Source organism: Pseudomonas sp. IT-P176, from assembly GCF_949767245.1.
Classification (GTDB): Bacteria; Pseudomonadota; Gammaproteobacteria; order Pseudomonadales; family Pseudomonadaceae; genus Aquipseudomonas.
On the sequence record NZ_CATKPN010000057.1, the window covers coordinates 23696 to 44224 of the forward strand.

General features: G+C 58.8%; 16 protein-coding genes and 2 pseudogenes. 6 read left to right on the forward strand and 12 right to left on the reverse strand.

Annotated elements, in window-relative coordinates:
• Nucleotides 1-186: 186 nt before the first annotated feature.
• The 3 genes from ACM6IP_RS16580 to ACM6IP_RS16590 form a co-directional block, all read right to left on the reverse strand.
• On the reverse strand, nucleotides 187-1320 hold the full coding sequence (locus ACM6IP_RS16580; RefSeq protein WP_095169549.1) for a branched-chain amino acid ABC transporter substrate-binding protein: 1134 nt from the start codon (nucleotides 1318-1320) through the stop codon (nucleotides 187-189).
• Between the two features lie 363 nt (nucleotides 1321-1683).
• Entirely contained in the window at nucleotides 1684-2967 is a 1284-nt protein-coding gene (locus ACM6IP_RS16585; protein ID WP_095169550.1) for an NAD(P)/FAD-dependent oxidoreductase, read from the reverse strand.
• An 89-nt stretch (nucleotides 2968-3056) separates the two neighbouring features.
• Nucleotides 3057-4547: an aldehyde dehydrogenase family protein gene (locus ACM6IP_RS16590; protein WP_166589851.1), complete on the reverse strand. Its 1491-nt coding sequence runs from the start codon at nucleotides 4545-4547 to the stop codon at nucleotides 3057-3059.
• 164 nt (nucleotides 4548-4711) lie between these two features.
• On the opposite strand from ACM6IP_RS16590, the gene ACM6IP_RS16595 reads away from it, so the two are divergent.
• From ACM6IP_RS16595 to nadE, 3 genes are all read left to right on the forward strand, one after another.
• Nucleotides 4712-5617 carry a LysR family transcriptional regulator gene (locus ACM6IP_RS16595; protein WP_095169552.1) on the forward strand — a complete coding sequence of 302 codons (906 nt, stop codon included), beginning with the start codon at nucleotides 4712-4714 and terminating at the stop codon, nucleotides 5615-5617.
• 129 nt (nucleotides 5618-5746) lie between these two features.
• The gene (gene pncB / locus ACM6IP_RS16600; RefSeq protein WP_095169553.1) at nucleotides 5747-6973 is read left to right on the forward strand and encodes a nicotinate phosphoribosyltransferase; all 1227 of its coding nucleotides are present in this window, start codon (nucleotides 5747-5749) and stop codon (nucleotides 6971-6973) included.
• A 4-nt stretch (nucleotides 6974-6977) separates the two neighbouring features.
• A complete protein-coding gene (gene nadE / locus ACM6IP_RS16605) occupies nucleotides 6978-7805 on the forward strand; it encodes an ammonia-dependent NAD(+) synthetase (RefSeq protein WP_320333520.1) in 828 nt (275 codons plus the stop codon).
• Nucleotides 7806-7885: 80 nt separating this feature from the next.
• Here nadE and aepX read toward each other — a convergent pair whose 3' ends face one another.
• The 4 genes from aepX to ACM6IP_RS16625 are packed head-to-tail and all read right to left on the reverse strand — an operon-like array spanning nucleotide 7886 to nucleotide 10561.
• Nucleotides 7886-8794 carry a phosphoenolpyruvate mutase gene (gene aepX / locus ACM6IP_RS16610; RefSeq protein WP_414861896.1) on the reverse strand — a complete coding sequence of 303 codons (909 nt, stop codon included), beginning with the start codon at nucleotides 8792-8794 and terminating at the stop codon, nucleotides 7886-7888.
• 33 nt (nucleotides 8795-8827) lie between these two features.
• Entirely contained in the window at nucleotides 8828-9985 is a 1158-nt protein-coding gene (locus ACM6IP_RS16615; RefSeq protein ID WP_414861897.1) for a hypothetical protein, read from the reverse strand.
• Nucleotides 9982-10263, reverse strand: coding sequence for a fumarylacetoacetate hydrolase family protein (locus ACM6IP_RS16620; protein WP_414861981.1), 282 nt, complete (start codon nucleotides 10261-10263; stop codon nucleotides 9982-9984). Before ACM6IP_RS16620 ends, ACM6IP_RS16615 begins: the two co-directional genes overlap by 4 nt.
• Nucleotides 10264-10291: 28 nt before the next feature.
• Complete coding sequence (locus ACM6IP_RS16625; protein WP_414861898.1) at nucleotides 10292-10561, reverse strand: hypothetical protein; 270 nt, start codon at nucleotides 10559-10561, stop codon at nucleotides 10292-10294.
• 332 nt (nucleotides 10562-10893) lie between these two features.
• Here ACM6IP_RS16625 and ACM6IP_RS16630 point away from each other — a divergent pair.
• Nucleotides 10894-10965 (forward strand): annotated as a pseudogene (locus tag ACM6IP_RS16630) (hypothetical protein); the annotation flags it as partial.
• Between the two features lie 85 nt (nucleotides 10966-11050).
• Here the strand turns inward: ACM6IP_RS16630 and ACM6IP_RS16635 are convergent.
• Nucleotides 11051-11762, reverse strand: a pseudogene (locus tag ACM6IP_RS16635) (transposase); the annotation flags it as partial.
• A gap of 120 nt (nucleotides 11763-11882) precedes the next feature.
• The gene (azu, locus tag ACM6IP_RS16640; RefSeq protein WP_095169555.1) at nucleotides 11883-12329 is read right to left on the reverse strand and encodes an azurin; all 447 of its coding nucleotides are present in this window, start codon (nucleotides 12327-12329) and stop codon (nucleotides 11883-11885) included.
• A 343-nt stretch (nucleotides 12330-12672) separates the two neighbouring features.
• On the opposite strand from azu, the gene ACM6IP_RS16645 reads away from it, so the two are divergent.
• Nucleotides 12673-13260 (forward strand): TIGR00730 family Rossman fold protein, encoded by a 588-nt coding sequence (locus tag ACM6IP_RS16645; RefSeq protein ID WP_401130877.1) that lies wholly within the window; start codon nucleotides 12673-12675, stop codon nucleotides 13258-13260.
• Nucleotides 13261-13328: 68 nt separating this feature from the next.
• Complete coding sequence (locus ACM6IP_RS16650) at nucleotides 13329-13520, forward strand: hypothetical protein (RefSeq protein ID WP_095169557.1); 192 nt, start codon at nucleotides 13329-13331, stop codon at nucleotides 13518-13520.
• A gap of 68 nt (nucleotides 13521-13588) precedes the next feature.
• Here ACM6IP_RS16650 and ACM6IP_RS16655 read toward each other — a convergent pair whose 3' ends face one another.
• From ACM6IP_RS16655 to ACM6IP_RS16665, 3 genes are read right to left on the reverse strand one after another with little or no spacing between them, the layout of a single operon-like run.
• Nucleotides 13589-14482: a transglutaminase family protein gene (locus ACM6IP_RS16655; protein WP_159993463.1), complete on the reverse strand. Its 894-nt coding sequence runs from the start codon at nucleotides 14480-14482 to the stop codon at nucleotides 13589-13591.
• Nucleotides 14479-16965, reverse strand: a complete 2487-nt coding sequence (locus tag ACM6IP_RS16660) for a circularly permuted type 2 ATP-grasp protein (RefSeq protein WP_414861899.1) — start codon at nucleotides 16963-16965, stop codon at nucleotides 14479-14481. The genes ACM6IP_RS16655 and ACM6IP_RS16660 overlap by 4 nt, the downstream gene beginning before the upstream one ends.
• A gap of 57 nt (nucleotides 16966-17022) precedes the next feature.
• On the reverse strand, nucleotides 17023-20313 hold the full coding sequence (locus tag ACM6IP_RS16665) for a DUF2126 domain-containing protein (RefSeq protein ID WP_414861900.1): 3291 nt from the start codon (nucleotides 20311-20313) through the stop codon (nucleotides 17023-17025).
• Nucleotides 20314-20529 lie beyond the last annotated feature (216 nt).

Here is a 20529-nt window from a genome sequence, read left to right on the forward strand (position 1 = left end):
CGGTTCTTCTAAGGAAAATACAGATTTACGTCGCAGTAATGTCAGACAGGCCACCGCAGCCCCCTTGTGGGAGCTGGCTTGCCAGCGATAGCGGTAGATCATTCAACAGAGTTGTCGACTGTCAGGCCGTCATCGCGGGCAAGCCCGCTCCCACAGGGAATGTGGCGTCCGCTTGATCAAGTGCCGTTATTTCTGTTTTTCCAGCTGGTGGTATTTACCGTCCTTGTCCCACTGGTAGACCACGTAGTCGGAGACTTTCAGGTCGCCCTTGGCGTCCCAGGTCTTCTCGCCCATCACGGTCTTGACCGGGTTGGCCTTGAGCCACTTGGCGGCGTCTTCGCCTTTGTTCGACTTGGCGCCGTTGAAGCCTGCCGCCAGGGCCTGGACCGAAGCGTAGGCGTACAGGGTGTAGCCTTCAGGCTCGGTGCCGGCCTTGCGGAAGGCATCCACGACCGTCTTGCTCTCTGGCAGCATGCGTGGGTCGGCGCCGAAGGTCATCAGCACGCCGTCGACGTATTGCGGGCCGCCAGCGGTGGTGACCAACTCGTCGGTGACGATGCCGTCATCGGACATGAACTTGACGTCTTTCAGGCCTTCGGTACGCAGTTGCTTGACCAGTGGACCGGCTTCCGGGTGCAGGCCGCCGAAATACACCACGTCGGCACCGGCCGCGCGGATCTTGGTGACCACGGCGCTGAAGTCTTTTTCGCCACGGGTCAGGCCTTCATACAGCACCGGCGTTACGCCGCGCTTCACCAACTGGGCCTTGGTTGCGTCCGCCAGGCCCTGGCCGTAGGTGTCCTTGTCGTGCAGCACTACGACTTTTTTGCCCTTGAGCACATCGACGATGTAGTCGCCGGCCACGATGCCTTGCTGGTCGTCACGCCCGCACATACGGAACATGGCGCTCAGCCCGCGCTCGGTGACCTGTGGGTTGGTGGAACCCGGGGTGATCGCGATGATCCCGGCTTCGTCGTAGATTTCCGAGGCTGGAATGGTCGAGGAGGAGCAGAAGTGACCGACCACGCCGGCGACTTTCTGGTTGGTGAGGTCCTTGGCGACCGTCACTGCCTGTTTTGGCTCGCAGGCGTCATCGCCCTTGACCAGCACGATCTTCTCGCCATTCACGCCGCCTGCGGCGTTCACGGCGTCGGCCGCTGCCTGTGCACCCTTCATGTACTGCTCGCCAAATGCCGCGTTGGCGCCCGTCATCGGACCCGCTACACCGATCTTGAGGTCGGCCTGAGCAAACGCAGAAACACCCAACGCAGCAGCCACTGCGAGGGCCAGAAAGCCTTTCTTGTAAAACGTCTGGGACATGAGGTGGTGCTCCAAGGTTTTTTTTAGTTGGCACTGCAACTTCACTGAATGCTCAGAGCAAGGGCCGTGCCATCGGTTTTTTATTCTTGAGCAAGTCGCTGCCTTATTGTTTTTTCGACAGTTTTGGGCCCATTTTCATTGGGCGTGCAACCGTCTAGATCGCAGAAGGTGAAACCGTTATTTTTTAAGGGTGAAACCTTCGCGTGCCACCATTGCAACCGTCAGCAGAAACGACGTGCAACCAACCTGTAACAGCCCGCGTCACCGAACTGCACACTGCTGGTGCGGGACTGCTACAACCCGCACCATTACAGGCTAGACGTTACCGCCGAAAGTGCCGCGCCCAAGGGCAAATTCCCTTGTTTAAATGACAATCCGCAGGCACTGGCCCGCGTGATAGAGGGAGAACCCGGTTTCGTACAGGCAACTGCGCAAACCCACACCCAGCACTGGCTGCATGGGCGCGAAAGGAATCGGCAAGGCTTGCGGATCGCCGTGGCACAGGTAGTCGGCGAAGGCTTTGCCGACCACGGTACCGGTGGTCACTCCACGGCCGTTGTAGCCAGTGACGGCGACCAGGCCGGGTGCTGGCTCGAACAGGCGCATCAGGTGATCGGGGGTAAAGGCGATGCAGCCGGTCCAGGTGCACTCCCAGTCCACCGGTTTGAGGTAGGGGAAATAGTGTTGCTGCACCCGATCGGCCCAGGCCTTGAGGAACCAGGCGGGCTTGCGGTTGCCATTGCCCAGGCTGCCGAGCAACAGGCGACCGTCCTGGTCACGGCGAATGCTGCTCAGGACCTGGCGGGTGTCCCAGGAGCCCTGGCCGCCTGGCAGGATCTGCTGCGCGGCTTCTTCGGTCAGGGGCGCCGAGGCGACCTGGTAGTAGTAACCCGGGAAAAAGTTACGCCGCAGCTCGGTCCAGTCGCCCTCGGTGTAGGCGTTGGAAGCGATCACTACCTGTTCGGCGAGAACCGCGCCCTCGGCGGTGTGTACTGCCCACAGCTGGCCCTGGCGCTCCAGCCGGGTCACCGCTGAGTGGTCGAACAACTGGCCTCCCAGGTCGGCGGCGGCCTTGGCCAGGCCACTGGTGTAGGCCATTGGATTGAGTGTGCCAGCGCGGCGATCAAGCAGCGCGGCGGCGATTTTCCTGGTCCCGGTGGCTTGCTCGCAGGCCGCTCCGGTCAACAGTTCGACCGGGGCGCCGCGACGTTTCCATTGCGCTTCGCGGCTGCGCAGATCGGTTTCGCCAGTACGGTTGTGGGCCATGTGCAGCGTGCCCTCACGGCGCAACTGGCAGTCGATGCGGTACTTGTCGATCAGGCTGAACACCAGCGCGGGGGCCGCGCCGAGCATACGATTGAGCTGGCTGCCGACGACTTCGCCAAAACCCTCTTCAATCTCGTCCGGGGGAATCCACATGCCGGCGTTCACCAGCCCGACGTTGCGCCCCGAACCGCCCTGGCCGCAGCGCTGAGCCTCAAGTACACAGACGCTCTTGCCCTGTTCCAGCAAATGCACGGCCGCCGATAAGCCGGTGAAGCCGGCGCCGATCACGCAGACATCGGCCCGCACCTCGCCCTTGAGCGCCGCCCGGTCAGGCCGTTGCGGCGTCAGTTTTTCCCATAAGCATTCTTCGCGTAACGGCATTGCAAGCTCCTGTCGGAGCAGCTACGAGCCGCAAGCTACAAGCCGCAAGCCAGTTTGCTTGAAGCTCGCAGCTTGTAGCTGGCCGCTGCTTAATCGAACGTAATGCCCTGGGCCAACGGCAGTTCCAGCGAGTAGTTGACGGTGTTGGTCTGGCGTCGCATGTAACCGCGCCACGCATCGGAGCCCGACTCGCGACCGCCGCCGGTTTCTTTCTCGCCGCCAAACGCGCCGCCGATTTCCGCACCGCTCGGGCCGATGTTGACGTTGGCGATCCCGCAGTCGCTGCCCACCGCCGACATGAACTGCTCGGCTTCACGTACGTCAGTGGTGAAGATGCACGACGACAGGCCTTGCGGTACAGCGTTGTTGAGGCGCAGCGCTTCGGCGAAGTCGTTATAGCCGACCACGTAGAGGATCGGCGCGAAGGTTTCGCTGCACACCACGTCGCTTTGCTCGGGCATTTCGACGATGGCTGGCGAGACGTAGTAGGCGTTGGGGAACTGCGACTCGAGCTGGCGCTTACCGCCGAATACTCGGCCGCCTTCACTCAGGGCCTGCTCCAGGGCGTCCTGCATGTTGTCGAAACTGTGTTTGTCGATCAGTGGCCCGACCAGGTTGCCTTCCAGCGGATGGCCAATGCGCACCTTGGAATAGGCGGCCTTGAGACGGGTGACGATCTCTTCCTTGACCGATTCGTGGGCAATCAGCCGGCGCAAGGTGGTGCAGCGCTGGCCAGCAGTGCCGACGGCACTGAACAGGATGGCCCGGACCGCCATGTCCAGGTCGGCGCTTGGGCCGAGGATCATCGCGTTGTTGCCACCGAGTTCGAGAATGCTGCGGGCGAAACGGGCGGCGATCTTCGGCGCCACTTCGCGGCCCATGCGGGTACTGCCGGTGGCACTGATCAGGGCTACACGCGGGTCGTCCACCAGCGCTTCACCGGCATCGCGGCCGCCGATGATCACCTGGCTGAGGTAGGGCGGTGCATCACTGAAATTCTTCAGCACTCGTTCGAACAGCGCCTGGCAGGCCAGTGCGGTGAGTGGGGTTTTCTCCGACGGCTTCCAGATCACCGGGTTGCCGCACACCAGCGCCAGCGTGGTGTTCCAGGCCCAGACCGCGACCGGGAAGTTGAACGCACTGATCACCCCGACCACGCCCAGCGGATGCCAGGTTTCACGCATGTGGTGGCCCGGGCGCTCGGAGGCGATGGTCAAGCCATAGAGTTGGCGGGACAAACCGACGGCGAAGTCGCAGATGTCGATCATTTCCTGCACTTCACCCAGACCTTCCTGAGTGATCTTGCCGGCTTCCCAGGACACCAACTCGCCCAGGTCGGCCTTGTATTCACGCAGGACCTCACCGAACTGGCGCACCAGCTCACCGCGGCGCGGCGCTGGCACCTTGCGCCACAATTCGAATGCATGCTCGGCACGACTGACCTGCTGCTCGACTTCGGCGGCACCTTCCCAGTTCACCGAGGCAATCTGGCTGCCATCGACTGGTGAATGCACGGGCTGTTTGCCATTCTGGTACAGGGCCGGGTTTACCCCCAAACGATCAAGCAATGCGGCAACCATGGGTCACTCCTCAAGCAAAAAACGGAAAGTTCGCAGCCGCAGCAAGTCGGCTGATCAGGCCTGTAGTTGTAGCGCTACACAGACGAGCCAACAAACGACGATTAGGCGAGATATCATTCCGTTTATTCATGCAACGCGTTGCAACAAGAACAAAGGGACCACCCATGCTGAATAAACGCCATTTGCCATCGATCACTGCCCTGCAGTGCTTTGAAGCGGTCACCCGCCACCTGAGCTTCACCCGCGCCGCCGAAGAGTTGAACCTGACTCAGAGCGCAGTGAGCAAACAGGTGGCGCAACTGGAAGAGCTGTTGCAGCACCTGCTGTTTCGCCGGGTCCGGCGGCGCCTGCAAATGACCCCGGCTGGGGATCTGTACCTGGTTGAAGTCCGAAAAATCCTTACCCAGGTCGAAATGTCGACCCACTACCTGCGCTCCTACGGTGGCGAGACAGAAGTCTTGCGGGTGTCCACCCCGCCTACTTTTGGTGCCCGCTGGCTGGTACCCCGCCTCAAGGGTTGGCGCCTGCGCCATCCGCAGATTCATCTGGACCTGTGCAGCGAACAGGAAGCCGACGACCTGTTGCAAGGCCGTGCCGACCTGGCGTTCTACTTCGGCCAGGGCTCTCGACCGGGCACTGAGTGCCTGAAGCTGTTCGGCGAAGAACTGGTCCCGGTGTGTGCGCCCGGCAGCCTGCCGGACCACCCCTTCACGGACCCGACCCAGCTCACCGACCTGGTGTTGCTGCAAAATGCCTCGCGGCCCCAGGCCTGGCACGACTGGTTCGACTGCCAGGGTTACCAGACCGAACACAGCTACCACGGGCCACGCTTCGAGACGTTCTACATGTGCATCCGCGCCGCGCAAGTCGGCTGTGGCGTGGCCCTGTTGCCGCGTTTCCTGGTGGCAGAAGAACTGGCCGACGGCAAGCTGGTCATTCCCTGGCAGCATGCAATGCCCAGCAGTGACGCCTATTACCTGGCCTACCCGGAACACTCGGCGGAGGTGCCCAAGGTCCGGGATTTTGTGAAGTGGATGCTGGAGCAGATCGATACCCCGGCAGCCAACTGATGAGGGCCGCTCCAACAATGGATAGGCGTCGTCCAAAAAATCACTGGCAATCACCACTGCCGATATGCGCCACTACGCCCACTCAATGAAACTGCGTTAAAGGCTGCGGCCAGCCTGGAGATCCCCGTTATGAGCGAGAGTGTGTTTGCCGATCGCATCGTGCAGAACCTGCTCGACACCGACTTCTACAAGCTGACCATGATGCAGGCGGTGCTGCACAACTACCCCAACGTTGAAGTCGAATGGGAGTTTCGCTGCCGCAACAGCGAAGACCTGCGCCCTTACCTGGCGGAAATCCGTTTTCAGATCGAGCGCCTGGCCGAGTTGAGCCTGAGTGCCGACCAGTTGGGTTTCCTGGAGCGCATCAGCTTCATGAAGCCGGACTTCCTGCGTTTTCTCGGGCTGTTCCGCTTCAATCTGCGCTACATCCACACCGGCATCGAACAGGGCGAATTGTTCATCCGCCTGCGCGGGCCATGGCTGCATGTGATTTTGTTCGAGGTGCCGTTGCTGGCGATTGTCAGCGAGGTGCGCAACCGCTATCGCTACCGCGAAGTGGTGCTCGAGCAAGCCCGCGAGCAGCTGTATCGCAAGTTCGACTGGCTGAGTGCCAACGCCAGCAGCGAGGAGTTGTCCGAGTTGCAGGTCGCGGATTTCGGCACCCGTCGCCGGTTTTCCTACCGGGTCCAGGAAGAAGTGGTCAACGTGCTCAAGCACGACTTCCCGGGGCGCTTCGTCGGCACCAGCAACGTGCACCTGTCCCGGGAAATCGACATGAAACCGCTGGGCACCATGGCCCACGAGTGGATCATGGCCCACCAGCAACTCGGCCCAAGGCTGATCGACAGCCAGAGCGCCGCCCTCGATTGCTGGGTCCGCGAATACCGTGGCCTGCTCGGCATTGCCCTGACCGACTGCATCACCACCGATGCATTCCTCAACGACTTCGACCTGTACTTCGCCAAGCTATTCGACGGCCTGCGCCACGACTCCGGGGACCCGATCCTGTGGGCGGAAAAAGCCATCGCCCACTATCACAAGCTCGGCATCGAGCCGATGAGCAAGACCCTGGTGTTCTCCGACAGCCTGACGCTGCCCCGCTCGCTGGAGATCTTCCGGGCGTTGCGCGGGCGGATCAATGTCAGCTTTGGCATCGGAACCAACCTGACCTGTGACATTCCCGGTGTCGAACCCATGAGCATCGTGCTTAAAATGGCCGCCTGCAACGGCCAGCCCGTCGCCAAGATTTCCGACGAGCCTGGCAAGACCCACTGCAAGGATCCGAATTTCGTCGCCTATTTGCGACATGTGTTTCAAGTACCTGCCGCCCTATCTGGCAATTCAAGCAAGGAGTGAATTCATGCAAGCCGTACAGCGTGAGATTGCTGAACAGCTCAAGGTCCAACCGCCCTTCGCCGACCAGGCTGCCCTGGAAGCGGAAATCGTGCGGCGGATCGCTTTCATCCAGGACTGCCTGGTCAATTCCGGGCTCAAGAGCCTGGTGCTGGGCATCAGTGGTGGCGTCGACTCGCTGACCGCAGGCCTGCTGGCCCAACGCGCCATGCGTGAACTGCGCGAGCGCAGCGGTGATGCGGGCTACAAATTCATCGCCGTGCGCCTGCCGTACGAAACCCAGTTCGATGAACACGAAGCCCAGGCGTCGGTGGACTTCATCGCGCCCGATGAGCGCCACACGGTCAACATCGGTCCGGCGGTCAAGGCACTGGCCAGTGAGGTCGCGGCCTTTGAAGGCAAACACGCGGTGTCGGTGGATTTCGTGCTGGGCAATACCAAGGCGCGCATGCGCATGGTCGCCCAGTACACCATCGCCGGTGCCGCCCACGGCCTGGTGATTGGCACTGACCACGCCGCCGAAGCGGTGATGGGCTTTTTCACCAAGTTCGGTGACGGCGCCTGTGACCTCGCGCCCCTCAGCGGCCTGGTGAAAAACCAGGTACGGGCCATCGCCCGACACTTCGGCGCGCCTGAGTCACTGGTGGAAAAAGTCCCTACCGCCGACCTCGAGGACCTGTCGCCGGGTAAACCGGACGAAGCCTCCCATGGCGTCACCTACACCGAGATCGATGCCTTCCTGCACGGTGAGCCGGTGCGTGAAGAAGCATTCCGGATCATTTGTGACACCTATAGAAAGACCCATCACAAGCGGGTGATGCCGTTTGCTCCTTAAGCAGCTGCCATCACCTCGGCAGCGGTAAGCTGCCCATTTCATTAACCCGGCTTGATAGGCCGGGTTTTTCTGAGAAATGTTTACCGTGTTCCAGGAACAAGGTTCAAAATATCTTTTATTGCCAAACAGTGCTTTTCGATCTCGGCTGTGCATCCTTTTTTTAGTATCTCAGATGCCACAAAATGCATTGCTGGATAAGCGGCACGAAGCAAGTGGTTCGCATAAATCACGACATTAAAACCACCTTCAACCAAAGTGTCATAATGAATATCGTTAAACGTAGTAGGCACACAAACCAAAGGAATGTCGCAGTGATAGGTTCTGAATATACGAGCAAACTCTAGAACTTGGAGAGGTGATGACTCACGACTGTGAATCATAATCCCATCCGCGCCGGCCTCAACATAGGCAAGTGCGCGACATATTGCATCATTCATCCCCACTTCTAACACTAAGCTTTCGACCCTGGCTATTAAAAGAAACTCGGACGCAGGTTGACTTTTCTTGACCGCCGAGATCTTTTCTGAAAACTCAATTACCGTTGCCTGGGCTTGATGCACTTCATTGCCGAGCAAGGAGTTTTTTTTCAACCCTGTTTTATCCTCAATAATGAATGCAGAAATACCTAGCCTTTCGGCAGTCCGAACATGATGAGAAAGATGCTCTGGAAGCCCACCAGTATCCGCATCAAAAATCATCGGTTTCGTCGTCACCTCAAAAATATCTGACACGCTGGATAACCGATCAGAAAATCCAATCAATTCAATATCTGGTTTCCCTAATACCGTTGAACTGGTAAGAGAGCTAGACCAAAAAGCATCAAATTCTGTCCGAGCGCCATTTTCGACATGAAAAATCTTTTCAACTAACAATGCACACAAAGGACTATGAACTTCCATGACCCGCACGCAAGCACTAGAACTCAATAATCTTTTTAATGCCGCACATCGACTTTCCGCTGATACACTTTTAAGTATTTGATCAACCATGGCACCCTCCGCCGTCAGCGCAAAAAATAAAATTCAACTATCCATTTTATGAAAATCCTTTGAAAACAAATAAAAGCACGACAGAGACAATGCAACAAAGCAGCAGAAAAGTGAAACAACCGTCTCCACCGACAAAACAAAAACAACAGCAACCAACAACACTACAGACACCACAAGAATATATAATCCAGATTGAATCCCGAACAACAACAGTTTAATCCTTGGATTCCGCCCCAGCATCAAGAACAATATTGGCCGAATTAGAATATTCGACAAAAACATAACAACCATTATAAAAACGAAAATAAAATTACTACCAAACAACATCACCCAGAGACCGCATCCCAACGCAATCAATTGAAAAAAATAACCCAGATTCACTCTAAACTTTACAGAAATACTCTGACAACACCTTAATACCAGCCACCCCAAGAAAAACCATAGACACAGCACTATCAAATAAAAGAACACTATAGGAAAGTCAGTATAACTACGAGCCATCACCATAGGGACAATCATCAAAGCCAAAAAAAAACAGACATTTATAACTATAAGGCTTACACAACCCACTACACCCGACCTGGAATCTAGAGCATCATCGAGCAAAATTGAATCTTCAGCACCAACACGCGTATCACTCAATAAAAACATGATCACAGTGACTGCATATATAAACGATGCACAAATAGCCGATGCTGATCGCTGATTCAACACCAAAACTGCAAATAACGCGGGCATTATTAGAGGGAGGGTTGCGAGGGCCAAACTCAGGACAGATAAATCTTTATGCGCATGATTACTTTTTTCTGAAGATACAAGCATTGCTCTGCCCAAGATAACAGTGCACCCACTCACCCCACCCCAAAGAAATCTCAATAACAAACCGAACCATTCATGAAAAACATGCTCACCCATTGCAAGAACAAAGCAGATGCAAAAAGCAAAAAGCATACAACGTAAAAAAAAACTCCGAGAGGCTACTTTTTTGTTTACTGCACTTATGACCCCTACAAAACAGCATCCTAAAGACAAACCCATCAAATAAGAAATCAGAGGACGGTATGCTGACAGCCCTTCCGTCTCATATCTTATTGCATGGTCAACCCAGACCATCAATCCAGACGATCCTAAGATGTTAGCTGCACTCAAAAGAATGCTAAAGTGCACAGCGACAATCTTATTTAACCTCATCGCACGACTACTTTATTTTCTAAAGTACCGAATAGAGACTTTGGATGATACTTACCAAATTCATCCAATACAAAAAAATCAATACTGACGACATCCCCTACTTTCAAAAAATCCACGTCAGACATGTCGTGATCCATTTTCACACGCCTTTGTTTTTCGGCTATACAAGCATCGCCATGACCGTACGTAGAGATAGCCCCTGAAGTGATAATAGTACCTGCGGGCAACTTACGAGTTTTCGCGCAATATGCGACAAGCTCTGGAAAGCTATATAACATGTCCACTGTTGACACTTCGCAAAAAAACTCACCATTCACAGTTACTTTTACCCCAAGAATCGGCCTCTTTCACCCCCCGATTCCAAGCAACTAACGTCGCTTCATCCTTCCGCTCAAGCAAAGTTTTTACTGTTTCTAGTTCATCACCACCCATCGCAGGAATACCAACCTCTAACCACTTAACCCCCGCATCAACCAAGGAAGAAAATATGGCAATCTTCCTTTGTTTTGAAAATGCCAAGCCTGGCGATTGCTCGCCGTCACGCAATGTAGTGTCTTCTAGAATTACGGTGTTCATTTTTTCAACCCCATTTATTTATTGGCTGCCAAAATCCCACTCACCGACAAGATTAAACTCACACTAAGAAAACTAGAGCACTCGGTTAATTCAACTTAATCTGAAGACTAACAGCACGATACAAAAAATCAATTTTCTTCCAGTAGGAGCAATCATACTGAACTGTAGGAGCTTTCCTTTCATTTCAATGCCCCCCCTACAACCAACTAAACTTTTGATTTCTCACAACTTATTTCAATGTACAATCTTCATGAATTGATATTTTCATGGGTCAATATCTCGTTGATATTACGTTTAGCAAACCACGGGAGCGACTTTAGGCATGGGTTAAAGAAATCGACGCCTTCCTGCACGGCGAGCCGGTGTGTGAAGAGGAGTTCCGGATCATTTGTGACACGTCTTAAAAGACCCATCACAAGCGCGTGATACCCCTTGCCCTGTGATTGACCAGAGCCTGTAACGCGGCTATCGCGAGCCTGCTCGCTCCCACGGACCGTTGTGCTTTCGCATCATTCGGGTGTTGCTTTCATGCGTATTGAATTGCTCAAGCTCCATCGACTTCATCAGTGCCTGGCACGTCAGGTTATTGGAGTGCCTGACTTCAAGTTGCGCAAAGGCAGTCTTGACCACGCCGCGATCAATCACCTCATCGGCTTCAATCTATCCGCCTCATCCAGCTCGGCCAGGTATTGGGCAATGCGTTTATCCAGCTTCTGCTCCTGGTGCTTGAGCCGCCTCAAACTCATATGACGCCGCGACGAAGCAACCGCTTGAAACTTACTGCCATCAATGGCCACCAGTTCGTCCGCGATGAGACCTACCGTGCGGCAAAACTGGACGAAAGCGCGACAGGTCCCGATAAAGGCAGCTTTGTTGTTTTTACGAAAGTCGGCGATGGTCTTGAAGTCGGGTTTGAACCGGTTGATCAACCACATCACTTCGATATTGCGCTGGCACTCGGCTTCGAGCCGCCGGGATGAGCGAATCCGCTGGAAGTAACCATAAAGGAACAGCTTGAGCTGATCGGCGGGATCGTAAGAGGGCGCCCGGTGCCTTTTGGTAAGGCTTTATCGAAATCCAAGCGCACAAGATCAAGCTTGGCGACGTAGGTGTCGATCACACGAACGAGGTGATCCTCGGGGATCAACTCTTCCAGCGAGACCGGGAACGGGCTGGTCTGGCTGCGGGACTCACCATGGATTTAGGCCATAACGAAAAATGCTCCGTATCTTCCGATACGGAGCATTTTCTTTGAGCGCTACGCAGATTGCTAGGTTTTCACATAGCCTGCACTGGGACGCTTTTTATAGCCGTAAAAGGCTTACTTCAGGGTAATGGTGCCTTTCATCATCGAGATGTGGCCAGGGAACGAGCAGAAGAAGCCGTATTTTTGCGCAGCGTCGAGTTTCGACACGTCAAAGGTCACGGAGTCTTTCTCGCCAGCACCGATGATCTTGGTGTGGGCGATCACGCGGGTATCGCCTTCCTTGAGGTAGTTCTTGTCGATGCCGGCAGCCAGGCCATCGGTGGCGATCGGCTGCATGTCAGCTTCAGTGCTGATCACCAGGTTGTGGCCCATGACGTTCTTCGGCAGGCTGCCGGAGTGGGTCAGCTCGACGGTGAATGTTTTGCAGCTCTTGTCGATTTCAATGGCCTTGGTGTTGAAGGACATCTGGTCAGTGGAATCAACGGTGACCTTGCATTCGGCAGCCATCAGTTGGCTGCTAGCCAGTGTCAGCAGGGATACCGCAACAAGTTTGGCAAACATGGTGAATCTCCAAGGCAGGGTTAAAAAATCCATATCTTGTAAAGACTGCCTGAAATTTCCGGAAGTTCCTATGACCTGAATCAAGAATTGTATACAACTTTCGAGCTATGACACTCATCGAAACAATCTACCAGCCAGACAGCCCGCGCCAGCCTAAGATCGGCCCATTGTTGCCGCCAATGGAGTGTCCGTCATGTCCCTCAATAGCCTGTTGTGCAGTTTGCTCGCCGCCTACGCCTGTGGTGCCAGTGGCACATTTGATGAGGCCCGCCGCGCGGATTAATCTTGGAACAACCCGGTGCCAGCCATTACTCTGCGCTCGTCACTGATCACGGAGGAAGGCATGTCTTTAACATCTGTTTGTGTGTTTTGCGGCGCCAGCACCGGTACCGACCCGGCCTATCGAGAGGCCGCGATTGCCCTGGGCCAGGAACTGGCTCGGCGCAAGCTGACGCTGGTGTACGGCGGTGGCGCGGTCGGCTTGATGGGGATTGTTGCCGACGCCGCACTGGCGGCCGGTGGCGAAGTGATCGGAATCATTCCCGAAAGCCTGAAAAACAAGGAAATCGGCCACAACGGCCTGACTCGCCTGGAAGTGGTCGACGGCATGCACGCCCGCAAGGCGCGCATGGCAGAACTGAGCGACGCCTTTATCGCCCTGCCCGGCGGCCTGGGCACCTTCGAGGAACTGTTCGAAGTCTGGACCTGGGGCCAGCTCGGCTACCACGGCAAACCGCTGGGTCTGCTGGAAGTGAATGGTTTCTACAGCAAACTCACTGCATTTCTTGATCATGTCGTCGGTGAAGGCTTCGTTCGCGGCCAGCACCGTGACATGCTGCAAACGAGCGAATCGCCGCAGGATCTGCTGGATGCACTGGATGCCTGGCAGCCGGTGGCCAGCCCCAAATGGGACGGGCAAAAACCCGATTAACCCTTGGTCCCGGTTTAAAGGCAGAATACGCGCCGCTCAACCTCACCTTCGACCCCAGAGGATCGCCCATGGCTAAACCTAATTACTCCTTCGCCAAGCGTCAAAGAGACTTGGCCAAAGAGCAGAAGAAAGAGGAAAAGTTGCAACGCAAGAAAGCGGCTGCCGATGAAGAGGCCGGCGCACTGAACCAGGATGCAGAAGGCGAAGTGACTGCCGAAGACGCTGTAGAAACACCGAAAGAGCAGGCGCCAGACGCCTGAGCCCCACCGGACAGTGTCCCGCCTATCTTCTGTAGGAGCTGGCCAGCCAGCTCCTACGGCGGACCGCGCTAGTCCATCGGCAAGACCGTCACCCGCACTTCCGGGTCATGGCTGCCGCCCCCCAGAATCACCCCACGCAACGGCGACACATCGGAAAAATCCCGGCCCCAGGCCAGGGTGATGTGCTCCAGCGCCGGCTGGACATTGTTGGTCGGATCAAAATCCACCCACCCCACTACCGGACAAAACACCGACACCCAGGCATGGGACGCATCGGCGCCGATCAGCCGCGCCTGCCCGGGAGGTGGTTGCGTCAGCAGATAGCCACTGACGTAACGCGCGGCCAATCCCCTGGAACGCACACACGCCAGCATCAGGTGCGCAAAGTCCTGGCACACCCCCCGCCGCCGCTCCAGCACCTCCACCAGCGGAGTTGCGACCTGCGTGGCCTCGGCGTCGAAGGTGAACTCGCTGAAGATCTTCTGCATCAACGCCTGTACCCCCAGCATCAGCGGCCGCCCCGGCGCAAAACAGCTTTCGGAGAATTCGACGAAGGGGCTCTTCAAGTGCACATACGGCGACTCGAAGCGATAACGACACGCCTGCAGCACCTGGTCGGCGACTGACTGGCCACTGTAGGTCAGCGCACTGCGGGTCGCCTCCCAGGCCGGCGACTGCTGGAAGTCGGGCAATGCCCGGGCCAGCACCTCGACCGTCAGCCGGGCATTGACCTGCAACTCATCGTGGGGTCGCTCGAATGCCAGGCGGGTCAGCGGGTTGCCGAACACGTCCAGCTCATCGCGACGGGTCGTCGGTGATGGGCTGATCAGCAACTGCTGCTCGGTGCAGCGCTGCCAGGCACAGGGCCGCGGCCACAAATGGGCCAACTGCTGGGCCAGGGAAACCGGGCTGTCGTAGCGATAATGGGTGTCGTGGAGAATCTGATAGCGGGCACTTTTCACACGGACACCGTACGTTGGCTGACATCGTCGACATGGGCGAAATGCCGCAAGGCCAGGCGATCGGACACCTGGTTGCTGACATCGGCGACCTCCTGCAGCAAGTCCGCCAGGCCATCGAGGGCGGCGCGCACACTGCTGTCACCGAAAAGCGGGTTCTCCAGGCAGCCAAGGTCAAACCCGGCCAGGCGCTCCACCAACAGTGGCAAGGCCGCCTCGGCAGGCGCAGCGAAGTCGTGGTTCAAGCGCTTCAGGGAGCGGCTCACCAGTTTCAACTGGAACAACACCGCATGGGGGTTCTGTTCATCGAGCAACAACAGGTCCAGCACCGGGATCAACTGCGCCACGGCCAGGTAACGGGAGCGGTAGGTGATGCTGCTGTTACCCAATTCGAGCAACCATTCCAGGCCCGCCTGATCGAACGCCCCGGCGCCACGCAGAAAACCCGCGAGGCTGCTGCTCAAGAACTGCAAACGCTCGATGCGCCGGCCGATCATCAAGAAGCGCCAGCCTTCGTCGCGGGTCATGTCGTCCAGGGCAAACCCTGACAACGCGGCCAGCGACATTACCAGTCGGTTGAGAAAGTCCAGCAGCTCGCCAAAATCCGCGGCCTCGGTCGAAAGCGCCATGGCTTCGCGCTGCAACTCCACCAACGCCTGCCAGTTCTCGCGCGACAGCTTGCCGCGCACCTGGGACGCTGCCCACTGCAAGCGCTGCAGGTTGGCGCGCAGGCTGAACGACCAGTCGACACCGAGCAAGGCGGCGAGCAGACGCTCGGGCAACTCGCCCTCCTCGGGCAGCAGCATCAGGCTTTCCCCCAGCTCCACAGCCGCTTGCAGGGCCTGCGGATCGTCGCCGTCGACATAACGCGCAAGCATGATGCGCAGCAAACGCGCGCTGTCATCGCAGCGCTCGCAATAACGGCCGAACCAGAACAGGTTTTCCACCACCCGCGACGGCAGGTACGGATCGCGCCGCACCAGGTCGTGCACGCCGAGGGTTCGCTGGGCTTTCCATTGTTCGCCGACGGGGGCCCGCTCGCCCAGCACCCAGGTGTCTTTGCTCGCACCGCCACGCTGCATCGAGACCACTTCGGCATCCGCCTCGGCGGCCACCCGGGTCAGGCCACCGGGCAATACCCGATAGCCGTCGCGACTGGCCACCGCATACACCCGCATGCCGATGGCCCGTGGCTGCAATTGGCCGGTTTCGGCCTGCCACACTGGCGCCTGGGACAGCTGGGCCAATTCTTGCGCCACATAGGCATAGGGTCGCGCACGCATGCGCTGGACCAGATCAAGCCGCTGTTTTTCACTCAAGTCGCGGCCAAACACCGGGATAAAACTCTGTGAGGGAAAGGCCGGCTTGATCAGCAGCTCGGGGAGTTTCGCCAGCGCTTGCTCCAGCACCGGTGGTTCGCCGCACCACCAGGTGGCAATGGACGGCAGGAGCAGTTCCTCACCGAACAGGTATTGATTAATCTTCGGTAGAAACCCCAACAGGCCTGGCGATTCCAAAACACCGCTGCCCAGGGCGTTGGCCACCAGCACCCGGCCCTGGCGCACCGCATCGAGCAATCCTGGAACGCCGAGGGCCGAGTCGGTGCGCAGCTCCAACGGGTCGCAGAAGTCATCGTCGAGCCGGCGCATGATCGCGTGGACCCGGCGCAGGCCACTCAAGGTCTTGAGGTAGACGGTGGCATCCCGCACCGTCAGATCACCGCCTTCGACCAGTGGATAACCCAGTTGGCGGGCCAGGTACAGGTGCTCGAAATAGCTCTCGTTGAATCGCCCGGGGGTCAACAGCACCACCAGCGGCACTTCCTCGGCGCTGGGTGCCTGGCGGGCCAGGGTTTCCTGCAGGGTCCGGAAGAACCCCGCCAGGTGTTGCACCTGCAGGTCGCGATAGAGTTCGGGAAACGCGCGGGACACGATGGTGCGGTTTTCCAGGGCATAACCGGCGCCAGACGGTGCCTGGGTGCGGTCCGCGGTGACCCACCAGCGCCCGTCGGGGGTGCGCGCCAGGTCCACTGCATACAGGTGCAGGAAGGTGCCGGCAGGCGGCTGGATCCCCTGGCACGGCCACAGGAAATTGTTATGGCCAAACACCAGTTCCGCCGGCAGCAGGCCCTCGGCAATCAGGCGCTGCGGGCCATACAGATCCGCCAGCACCGCGTTGAGCAGCCGCGCACGCTGGGCAATCCCGGCCGACAGATGCTGCCACTCCTCGGCGGCGATCACATGGGGCAACAGGTCCAGCTCCCAGGGGCGGTCGGCGCCCTTGGGGTCGGCGTAGACATTGTAAGTGACGCCGTTTTCCTGGATCTGTCGCGCCAGCAACGCCTGGCGCTGTACCAATTGTGCAGGCGAACTGCGCTGCACCTGCTCGAACAGGCGCCGCCAATGCGTGCGCACGGCACCGCTGTCGTCGAGCAGTTCGTGATAGGTGCCCGCCGTGAGCGGGTAACGGTCTAGCAGGTCAGGCATGGAACGCTCGGCAGGCTCAGGAAAAAATCAGGTTAGCGCATAACTATGGCAGGTCTGTTATTGGCTGGTCTGCGCAAACCGGCGCAAATCCAGGGTCATGGGCAACTCATCATTGATAGTCAGGGTCGGGACCTGAAGGGGTCCCGGGCTGTGGCCAAGCCGGAAAAACCGCGCCATGCGCCGGCTCTCGGCTTCGTTGGCGTTGACCGGCAGGCTGTCGTAGTTGCGCCCTCCCGGATGGGCAACGTGGTATTGGCAGCCCCCCAGGGAGCGCTGCATCCAGGTGTCGAGCAGGTCGAACACCAAGGGCGCATGCACCCCGATAGTTGGCTGCAGGCAGTTGGCGGGCTGCCAGGCGCGGAACCGCACGCCGGCGACAAACTCGCCGACCCGACCGGTCGGCTGCAGCGGCACCGCAACCCCATTGCAGGTCAGCACATAGCGCTGCGGAGCCAGCCCCGTGAGCTTGACCTGCAGACGTTCCAGGGACGAATCGACATAGCGCACCGTACCTCCCGTTGCGCCCTCCTCGCCCAGCACATGCCAGGGCTCCAGCGCCTGGCGCAGCTCCAGCTCGATGCCGCTGACCGCATAATCGCCGACCTTGGGAAAACGGAACTCCAGGTGGGCGGCGAACCATTCGGCGCGCAACGCATACCCGGCGGCGTTGAGATCCACCAGCACATCGGCAAAGTCCTGCTCGATAAAGTGCGGCAGCAGGAACCGGTCATGCAGCTCCGTCCCCCAGCGCGCCAACTTGGCGGGCGCATAGGGCTCGCGCCAGAAGCGCGCCACCAGGGCCCGCAGCAACAGTTGCTGGACCAGGCTCATGCGCGCATGAGGTGGCATCTCGAAGGCCCGCAACTCCAGCAGGCCCAAACGCCCGGTCGCACCGTCCGGCGAATAGAGTTTGTCGATACAGAACTCGGCGCGGTGGGTGTTGCCGGTGACATCGATCAACAGGTTGCGCAGCAGGCGATCCACCAGCCAGGGGGCACAGGCCTCACCCGGTGGCGGCATTTGTGCGAAGGCGATTTCCAGCTCGTACAAGGCATCGTTGCGCGCCTCGTCGACCCGTGGCGCCTGGGACGTCGGGCCGATGAACAGGCCGGAAAACAGGTAGGACAAGGACGGGTGGTTGTGCCAGTAGCTGATCAGGCTGCGCAGCAGGTCCGGACGCCGCAGAAAGGGTGAGTCAGCCGGAGTCGCGCCACCCAGTACAAAATGGTTACCGCCGCCGGTGCCGGTGTGGCGGCCGTCGATCATGAATTTTTCGCTGGTCAGGCGGGTCTGGCGGGCTTCCTCGTAAAGGAACTCGGTGCGCTCCACCAGCTCATCCCAAGTGGCGGACGGCTGCACGTTGACCTCGATCACGCCTGGGTCCGGGGTCACCCGGAAATTGCTCAGGCGCGGATCACTGGGCGGCTCATAACCCTCCAGCAACACTGGGCAATGCAGTTCCTGGGCGGTGGCCTCAATGGCGCTGACCAGCTCCAGGTAATCCTCGAGCCGCGCAAGCGGCGGCATGAACAGGTACAAGCGCCCTTCCCGGGCCTCGGCGCAGAACGCGGTGCGGGTCAGCCAGTCGGCCGACTCGTCGAGTGCCGGCACGCGCTCCTCGGCCTCTGCGGGCGTAGCGTGGACCGCCAGTTGCGCGGTGCCCGGCAGTGCTGGGAAGTCCTGGTTGGGGTCCTGCGGGTGAATGAACGGATACTCCGCGGCTTTTACCCAAGGCTGGGAACCCAGTGGCAATCGATAGCCCAGGGGGGAATCGCCGGGAATCAACCGGCAATGCTCATCGCGCAGGTACCAGCGCCCGCTTTGCCACTGGTCGCCCTGGGCGGTGCGCGCCAGCGGCAGGACCTGGCCAATCACTTTGTCCAGGCCCTGGCTGAAGACCTTGCGCAGCCGCGCACGCTCCAGCGGCTCGTCCAGACGCGGGTCTTCGGCGCTGACGTTCAGCGGCAAGTTGCCTTCGCGCCACAGGTAATAGAAATGATCTTCGTAAGCCGGGAACACAAAACGCGCAGGCAATTTCAAGCGCTCGGCGACACTCGCCAGAAAACGCCCGGCCAGCGCACCATCCGCACCGTAGTCCTGCTGCTCATCGGCGATCAACGCACTGTTGTGCCAGACCGGTACGCCATCACGCCGCCAGTAGCAGTTCAGCGACCAGCGCGGCAGTTGTTCGCCGGGGTACCACTTGCCCTGGCCGAAATGCACCAGGCCTTTGGGCGCGTAATGCTTGCGCAGGCGCTGGAACAGCTCGGCAGACAGCCGACGCTTGTCCGGGCCGAGCGCGGCGGTGTTCCATTCGGCGCCATCCGGATCGTCGATCGAAACGAAGGTCGGCTCGCCGCCCATGGTCAGCCGCACATCGCCGGCCAGCAGGTCGCCGTCGATCTGTCGGCCCAGGGTCTGGATGGCCTGCCACTGCTCCTCGGTGTAGGGCTTGGTGACCCGGGGCGCTTCCCAGATCCGCTCCACCGACATTTCATGGCTGAACTCACACTCACAAGGTTCAACCAAGCCGCTGATTGGGGCCGCAGAGGACGGATCGGGACTACAGGCCAACGGAATATGTCCTTCACCGGCAAACAGCCCAGAGGTGGCGTCCAGGCCGATCCAGCCCGCACCCGGCAGGTAGACTTCGCACCAGGCGTGCAAGTCGGTGAAATCCACTTCGGTGCCGGACGGCCCGTCGAGGCTCTTCACGTCCGCCGTGAGCTGGATCAGGTAACCCGAGACAAAACGCGCTGCCAGCCCGAGGTTGCGCAGCAGCTGCACCAGCAACCAGGCCGAGTCGCGGCATGAACCGGATGCGTGCTCCAGGGTGTATTCCGGGGTCTGGACCCCGGGCTCCATGCGAATCAGGTAACCGATGTCTTCGCTCAGGCGCTGGTTGAGGGCCACCAGGAAATCCACGGCCGGCAGCGGTGTGCGCTCGATACCCTGCAGATAAGCCTTGAGCCTGGGGGTCAGCGGCAGGGTTTCGAGGTACGGCGCCAGTTCCTTGCGTTCATCCGCGGCGTAGGCGAACGGGATGTGCTCGGCGTAGGGCTCGAGGAAAAAATCGAACGGGTTGAACACCGCCATTTCGGCCAGCAAGTCGACTTCGATGCGCAGTTGCTCAGTCTTTTCCGGGAACACCAAGCGCGCCAGGTAGTTGCCCTGGGGGTCTTGCTGCCAGTTGATGAAGTGCTGCTCGGGCAACACTTTCAGCGAATAAGAGAGGATCCGCGTGCGGCTATGGGCCGCCGGGCGCAGGCGCACGATCTGCGGGCCGAGTTCGACGGCGCGGTCGTAGCGGTAGTGCGTGACGTGGTGCAATGCGACATGAATCGACACGGCGTGCCTCCTGCGAGCCTAAAGCGTACCGGGCACCGCGCAAGACTTATGCCATACAGCAGCGCTGGCGCTTTCTCCGGTTGCTTGAGGCAGTACAGCACCAAAATCGGGCGCTGCAGGAAAATGGTTTGGCGCAGGTGCACGTAAATGTGGCGATCCGTCAGAAATTGGTTGGCAGTTCCGGCCTCTTCGCGGGCAAGCCCGCTCCCACAAGGA